The organism is Nocardioides sp. (genome assembly GCF_031422975.1).
Classification (GTDB): domain Bacteria; phylum Actinomycetota; class Actinomycetes; order Propionibacteriales; family Nocardioidaceae; genus Nocardioides.
In genome coordinates this window covers 1-7,136 of the sequence record NZ_JANPEO010000470.1, presented here as the reverse complement: position 1 = coordinate 7,136, position 7,136 = coordinate 1, and the positions used below count along the sequence as shown (strand labels likewise).

At 71.0% G+C, this 7,136-nt stretch carries 6 protein-coding genes and 2 pseudogenes; 2 read left to right on the top strand and 6 right to left on the bottom strand.

What is annotated here, in order from left to right:
* Positions 1-8 precede the first annotated feature (8 nt).
* Positions 9-293 carry a PqqD family peptide modification chaperone gene (locus RMO85_RS14005; protein ID WP_310529340.1) on the bottom strand — a complete coding sequence of 95 codons (285 nt, stop codon included), beginning with the start codon at positions 291-293 and terminating at the stop codon, positions 9-11.
* Positions 290-1,183, bottom strand: coding sequence for a nucleotidyltransferase family protein (locus tag RMO85_RS14000; protein WP_310529339.1), 894 nt, complete (start codon positions 1,181-1,183; stop codon positions 290-292). Before RMO85_RS14000 ends, RMO85_RS14005 begins: the two co-directional genes overlap by 4 nt.
* Before the next feature lie 38 nt (positions 1,184-1,221).
* On the opposite strand from RMO85_RS14000, the gene RMO85_RS13995 reads away from it, so the two are divergent.
* Both RMO85_RS13995 and RMO85_RS13990 read left to right on the top strand, forming a co-directional pair.
* Positions 1,222-2,058 (top strand): hypothetical protein, encoded by an 837-nt coding sequence (locus RMO85_RS13995; RefSeq protein ID WP_310529338.1) that lies wholly within the window; start codon positions 1,222-1,224, stop codon positions 2,056-2,058.
* 12 nt (positions 2,059-2,070) lie between these two features.
* Positions 2,071-2,658 (top strand): annotated as a pseudogene (locus tag RMO85_RS13990) (CpsD/CapB family tyrosine-protein kinase); the annotation flags it as partial.
* Between the two features lie 42 nt (positions 2,659-2,700).
* Here the strand turns inward: RMO85_RS13990 and RMO85_RS13985 are convergent.
* The 4 genes and pseudogenes from RMO85_RS13985 to RMO85_RS13970 form a co-directional block, all read right to left on the bottom strand.
* Positions 2,701-4,146 carry a sugar transferase gene (locus RMO85_RS13985; protein WP_310529337.1) on the bottom strand — a complete coding sequence of 482 codons (1,446 nt, stop codon included), beginning with the start codon at positions 4,144-4,146 and terminating at the stop codon, positions 2,701-2,703.
* 37 nt (positions 4,147-4,183) lie between these two features.
* Complete coding sequence (locus tag RMO85_RS13980) at positions 4,184-5,329, bottom strand: glycosyltransferase (RefSeq protein WP_310529336.1); 1,146 nt, start codon at positions 5,327-5,329, stop codon at positions 4,184-4,186.
* Positions 5,326-6,345: a glycosyltransferase family 4 protein gene (locus RMO85_RS13975; RefSeq protein WP_310529335.1), complete on the bottom strand. Its 1,020-nt coding sequence runs from the start codon at positions 6,343-6,345 to the stop codon at positions 5,326-5,328. The genes RMO85_RS13980 and RMO85_RS13975 overlap by 4 nt, the downstream gene beginning before the upstream one ends.
* A pseudogene (locus RMO85_RS13970) lies at positions 6,338-7,136 on the bottom strand (hypothetical protein); the annotation flags it as partial. The gene RMO85_RS13975 and the pseudogene RMO85_RS13970, both read right to left, overlap by 8 nt.

Sequence of the window (7,136 nt, the reverse complement as noted above, 5' to 3'; positions counted from 1 at the left end):
GCTGAGCGTCAGAGCGTTCGCGCGACCCCGACCTCGACCAGTTCGCTGAGGAGGACCTCGACGTCGTCGATCACCTCGGCCGTTGTCAGGCCGGCGAGCTCGGCCGCGCCACGGGCGATGTCCTCCACGCTGCCGCCGTCGGCGAGGAGCAGCCACACCAGGCAGGCGGGGCCCTCCAGCACGATCGGGGGTCCGTGCGGCAGCGAGGCGACGTACGCCACGGGCTGGTCCCCGCTGTCGAGGTCCTCGCGGCTCACCCAGGCGATGTCGTCGGCGATCGCGTAGACCGTCATGCGCGATCACCCCGCAGCAAGGCCCTGACCTCTGCCCACGCCCGTTGCAGGCGTAGCCGCTGACGCTGCCGCATCTCGTTCCTGGTCGGAGGACGGCCCAGCTCGAGGCCGAGGTGGTCGCGGTTCACCCGGACCGACTGGGCGACCAGCCGCGCTCGCGCACGAGTGCCGGGGGTGGCGCGCAACCGTGCCTTCCACTCAGCGACACGCGACTCGCCCCCCTCGGAGAGGTGCTTCCACAGGGCATAGGAAGGATCGTGCCGGAACTGCTCCAGCTCGCCGAGCGCGGCCGCCAGAGCGACCTCCGCGTCCAGGGCGCGAGCCAACTGGCGGGTGGCGCTGCGCTGCTCATCGTCTGCCCGCGACCAGGCGTAGTCCACGTCGGCACGGTCGGTGGAGCGTGCGGAGTGGAGGACGAGCACCAGCAGCTGGGCGGTGCGTCCCGGGACGGGGCAGGGCACGTGCGCGATCGGCTGGAGTCCGGCGTCGACCGACCACAGGTCGTAGGCGACCTCGGGCTCCAGGCGGACGCCCGGCCAGTGCAGGTGCACGTCGACCCAGCCCCAGTCGTCGTGCCACCAGTTGGCCGCGTGCGCGAACACCGAGCCGGTGGCGAAGTCGGTGCGCTTGCTCCAGCCGACCGCCTCGAGGGCGCCGATCAGGCGGTGCAGATGGCTCGGTCTGACGAGCACGTCGACGTCGGTCGAGCGGCGTGACGGTGGCCGCAGGTCAGGCAGCAGTGCGGGCCCCTTGATGTGCAGGAGGTCCACGCCGGCCCGCTCGGCGAGGTGCTGAACCACCGCGTGCGCGAGATGGACCCGGGCTGCGATCGGGATGCTGACGGCAGGCGCGGGCGCGGCTGCGACCGAGTCGTGGGATCTGTCAGTCATGCCCCAATGGTGCCAGCACCTCACCTAGACTCCGCCGCATGACGTTTGCCGAGTTCGTCCGGATGACTCGCGCGTACGCCTGGTTCCTGATCCTCATCACCGCACTCGGCGTCGGGGTCATGGTCGCGAAGACCTCGCGGGAGCCGGTCCTCTACTCCGCGGGCTCCTCGGGCATCGTCAAGGTCGGCTTCTCCAGCTCGGCGGGCGAGGAGATCAGCAACCAGTCGCTCGCCTCGGACAAGGCAGCCCTGTACGTCGTCCTCGTGGGCACCACCCCGGTCGCCGAGCGCGTCGTGGAGAAACTGGGACTCGACATCGACCCGTCGGCGATCGCGGGCAGGTTCTCGGCATCGGTGGACACCGATGTCAACCTGCTGACGGTCCAGGCGATCGGCACCACCCCCGAGGAGGCCCGCGACCTCGCCAACACCGTGGTCGAGGCGGTGGCCGAGGAGGCCGAGGAGATCGAGAACACCGGGCGCCCCGCGGGTGACAAGCGGGAGAGCCTGGTGCACGTGGTCCCGCTCGAGCAGGCGCAGCTCCCGGGCGCTCCCTTCACGCCCGACTACCGCAAGGCCGCCATGACGGGGGCGGGCGCCGGACTGGTGCTCGCCTATCTCCTCCTGATCGCGAGGCGGATGCTCGATCGCCGCATCCGGTCGGTGAAGGACGTCGAGGCGGCGACCGGCTCCTCGGTGATCGGGATCATCCCCAAGGTCGACTCGCTCGCCCGCAGTCACCGCGGGGTCCGCGGCGACCTCGGCCAGGCCGCCGAGGCGTTCCGACAGCTGCGCACCAACCTCCGCTTCCTCGACGTCGACAACGCGCCGCGCCGCATCGTGATCACGAGCGCTCTCGCCGGGGATGGCAAGTAGACGGTCTCGGCCAACCTCGCACGACTTGTGGAGCTTGCCGGTGAGCGAGTAGTGCATATCGACGCAGTCCTCCGGCGGCCGATGATCGCCAGCACCTTCGACATCGACGGCGAGATCGGCCTCACGCAGGTCCTGGCGGGCGACCTCCAGGTCAGCGAGGCGATGGTCGACTCCGGCATCTCGAACCTCACCCTGCTGCCCGCGGGCCGCATCCCTCCCAACCCGAGCGAGCTGCTCGGCTCACTGCGGATGAGCCAGCTCATCGAGGAGCTATCCCAGACCTACCTGGTGCTCCTGGACGCCCCGCCACTGCTGCCGGTGACCGACGCGGGGCTGTTGTCGGCCTTCTGCGACGGCGCGCTCCTGGTGCAGGCGACCGGCCAGACCCACATCGAGCAGAGCGAGCACTGCCGGCGGATCCTTGACCAAGTCGGCAGCCGCATGCTCGGCGTCGTCCTCAACAAGGCTCCGCTGCGGGGCGCGGGCGCCATCGCGTACGGCGGCGGGTACGGCTACGGCGGGTACGGCTACCAGGCCGAGAAGGCTTCGGCGGACGCCTACTCGACGGCCGGCAAGGGTCGGCGCAAGTCGGACGAGTGACCGCTGGTCGCTCAGGGAACCGCCGCAGGCCTCAGTAGGCCCTCAGTAGGCACCGCGTGAGCCGAGCACGGCGGTCACGGTCCGGGCCAGGATCGAGAGGTCCTGCACCATCGACCAGTTGTCCACGTAGTAGAGGTCCAGCCGCACCGTGTCCTCCCACGACAGGTCGGACCGGCCGGAGACCTGCCACAGACCGGTCATCCCGGGGAGCACGTTGAGTCGACGCAGCATGTCGTCCTCGTAGCGTGCCACTTCCTGGGGCAGCGGCGGGCGCGGGCCGACCAGGCTCATGTCCCCGCGGATGACGTTCCACAGTTGGGGCAGCTCGTCGAGGGAGAAGCGCCGGATCAGTCGTCCCGGCCGGGTGACTCGGGGGTCCCGCTGGTCCTTGAAGAGCACGTGCCCCTCGGCGGCTTCCGGTTGCAGGTCATCGGCATTGACCACCATCGAGCGGAGCTTGAGGCAGGAGAAGACCGTGCCCTCCCGTCCGACCCGCTCCTGTCGGAAGATGGCCGGTCCGGGGTCGCTCAAGCGGATCCAGGCCATCAGGAGCAGCAGGGTCGGCCCGGCCAGGACGAGGACGGTCGACGCGCCGAGCAGGTCGAAGATGCGCTTGGCACTGTTGGTGGCGGCCTGCGACCGCGGACGGCCCAGGTGCATCAGCGGCAGGCCGGCCACGGGGCGTATCCGCACCCGCTCGCTGGAGACGTCCGTGACGTTGGGGGCGACGATGATCTGCACCCGGCTGTGGTCCTCGAGCTCCCAGGCGAGCCTGCGCAGCTCGGTCGACGAGCTCACGGCGCCGCCGGCGAAGAACACGATGTCGGCATCGAAGGTGTCCACGGCTTCACGCACGGAGTCGGTGAGGCCGAGCACCGGGATCCCGCTGGAGGTCTCGACCATGCCGGCGTAGTCGGGCGGGACCAGGCAGCCGATCACGTGGAAGCCGAGCCAGGGCTCGCGGCGCAGGACGGCATAGATCTCGCTGATGTAGCCGGGTGTCCCGATCAGGATGACGCGCTGGTTGAGCATGCCGCGCACCCTCAGGCGTTGCACGATCCGTCGGCAGAACACGCGTCCCACGAGCAGCAGAGGGACGCCCAACGCGAACAACAGCACGAAGAAGGCCCGCGAGAGGGGGAACTTGAGGAGGAACGCGCAGACGCCGACCAGCGCGGCGGTGACCAGGGAGCCGTTGACGACGAGCCGGAACTCCTCGGTGCCGGCGCCGAAGAGGTCGCGGTCGTAGGCCCCGAACGTGATCAGGACCAGCAGCCAGGCGACCACGAGGAAGCCCGCGGCGGCCGTGGTGTTCTCCAGGAGGTCGCTGGCCGAGGTGAACAGCGACAGGGAGACCCGGAAACGGATGGCCAGTACGGCCGCGACCACGATCATCAGGAGGTCGGCCGTCGCGACGAACCACGGCAGGCCCGTTCGCGAGATCCAGCTCGATGCCGTCGCCTCCGTGCGTGGCACGGTCTGCGCCATCGAACTCCCTTCACGCCCCCGAGGCATGGTCACCATGTTAGGCCCGCAGGCTCACGTCGTGGGCTATTCGCCTGATCCGCTCGATGAAGTGGCGCTCGCCGAAGTCGTCGGCGCGGGCCACGATGCGTGAGCGGTCCCAGGGGTGGGTGTCGGCGGCGGCGATGGCCTCCGCGATCTCGGCCGCTCGAGGGTGCTCGAAGAACAATCCGGTCTCACCCTCCACGATGGTGTCGAGGTAGCCGCCGGACCGCAGTGCGACGGTGGGTACGCCGAAGGCGGCCGCCTCGAGCGGAGTGAGACCGAAGTCCTCGTGGCTGGCCGCGACGAGCACCCCGGCATGGGCGTAGGCCCAGCGCAGCTGGGCGTCGCTGAGTCCGGACAGGAGCCGCACGTGCGTCGGCAGCCGGGTCTTGAGCCGGGCGGCCTCGGGGCCGTGGCCGATGACGACGAGCGGTCGCCCGGTGCGGCGTACGGCGTCGATCACAGCGTCGACGTTCTTGTAGGGCATCAGCCGTGACACGACCAGCGCGTAGCCCGGATCGAAGTCGGCGAGCTCCTCGATCGGCTCCTGGGCCGCGGTCGGGTCCATGCCGTGGGGCGGCGGAAGCAGCTCGGCGGTGCGGCCGTAGGTCTCGGCGATGCGGCGCTGCACGACACGACTGTTGGCGAGATAGACGTCCACCGTTGCGGCCTGCCGGGCGTCCCACCGGCGCAGGCTCGGGCGCATGGCCATCAGCGGCGGCCCGAGCGGGTGCCGCCAGGCAGACCCGCCGAGGTACTCGTTGGTCTGGTAGAGCCACCGTGCCGGGTTGTGGCAGTAGACGATCTTGTGGCCGGTCGCCGTGAAGCCGTGCGCCCAGCCGCTGCTGGAGGCGATGGTGACGTCGGCGTCGATGGCCACGCCCGACGACACGCGTGCGAGGGCCGGCAGGGCGAGCCGGTGGTCTCGCCGGAACTGCGAGATCCGGTTGATGGGGTGGGTGATGACGTTGGCGTCGCGGAACTCGGGATAGGTGCTGCGCCGGTCGTAGAGCGTCGTGTGCAGCGGCGCACCCGGGAACGCCTTCAGCAGGGTGAGCACGACCCGCTCCGCACCACCGCGCTGGGTGAGGTAGTCGTGCGCGAGGGCGACCGGGGTCCTGGGCGTCGGCGTCGTGCGTGGTGAGGTCATGGGCGTGGTCATGACACCACCTCCTCCAGCAGTCGGCGCACCCGGTCCCGACCTGCGGCCGGCGAGTACTCACTGACCCAACGGGCCCGAGCGCGTTCGGTGACGCGGTCTCGCTCTGCCGCGTCGGTGGCGGCGAGTCGGGCGATCACGTCGGCGAGGTGGTCGGCGTCGCCAGCCCGCGCCACCCACGGGTGCTCCGGACCGGCGACCTCGGGCAGCGCGCCGGCATCGGAGATGATGAAGGGCACGCCCGCCGCCATCGCCTCGGCGACGACCAGGCCGAAGGACTCGGGCCAGCGACTCGGGAAGACGGCCACGTCGACCTGGGCGAAGAGGTCGGCCGGGGTGGTGTGCCCCAGGCGTACGGCACGATCACCGAGCACAGCGAGCGATCGGCGTACGGGCTCGAGATCGGCCTCCGGGACCCACCGCTCGTCCCCTGCGACCAGGAGGCTGACGGGGCGGTCCACGGTCCGTACGGCGTCGGCGAGAACATCGAGGCCCTTGCCGGTGGAGATGCGGCCCAGGTAGCCCACGCGCAGCGTGTCGACGGGCGCCGGGCGGGCGATGAGCGCGAGGTCGTCGGTCCAGTTGGGGAGTGCCTGTCCGTCGGGGAGGTCGCGCGCCAGCGTCTCGGACGGGGCCAGCAGACGGAGTGCACCGCGGCTGGCGACCACGAGGGCGGCCCACTGCGCTCGGCTGCGCGGACGCTGGTGGAGGTGCACGATGCGGCGTCCGCGGCCGGCCGTGGCCAGCGCGGGCACCAGGCCGTGGCACCAGAGCAGCCCGTCGCGCTGACGGTCCCATCGCCGCAGCTCGCGTGCGTAGGCAGGCCGGGAGTCACCGGGGACGGCCACCGCTGCGAGCCCCGCTGCCCGGGCGGCGTCGACCACATCGCCGGGGGTGGCCGGCGCGACGACGGTGACATCGCGCCCCAGGTCGCGGGCCGCCTCGGCGGTGCGCAGCAGCATCTGCTCGCCGCCGCCGACGTCACCGTTGTTGGCGGCCAGGAAGATCGGCTCAGTCACGAAGTCTCCCCAGGCCGGGCGGCGGTGGTCTCCACGCCGGGTTGGCCAGCCGCAGCTCCGCGGCCCGCCCCAGCGCGAAGGCGATGGCGATCGCGGCCGGCGTGTCCAGCAGCACCTCGCCCAGGGTCACCGCCATCACCGGGACCGAGATCAGCGCGGCCTGGGCGGCGATGGCCTGCAGGTCTCCCACTCGCGACCACGTCGAGAGCCCGAGAAACGAGAAACCGAGCAGGAAGAGCACCAGCCCGAGAGCGATCCAGCCGCCTTCCTGGCGCACGGCGAGGAAGCTGTTGTGGAAGAAGAACTCCTGATCCCCCAGGCTGATGCGGGCCGTGCCCGGCCCGTGGCCGAACCACGGGATGTCGGCGAGCTCGCGGGTCTCGGCGGCGACGATGCGGTCACGCAGCGCGTCGCTGCCGGAGCGGTTGGAGAAGGGTCCGAACGACGCCACCAGGTTCTCGGGAATGTTGTCGACGAGCCACACGAGTCCGCCGACCATGGCGATGCCACCCCAGAGCCCGAGGCGGCGACCGAGGAGGGCCCATCCGAGGGCATAGGCCATCGCCAGGAGACCGGTACGCGAGTAGGCCAGGATCTGGCCGGCGACGATCGGGACCGTGACGAGCAGGGCGATCAGCCGAGTCCGCGCGGCGAAGCCGATCGCCAGGGTGCCGAGGGTGACGATGAAGTAGGCGCCGGCGTTGGGGTCGCCCAGAAAGCCGGTGATGCGGTTTGCGTAGCTGCTGCTGCCCAGCGTGACGGTGGCGTGGGCGATGACGCCGACCAGTCCC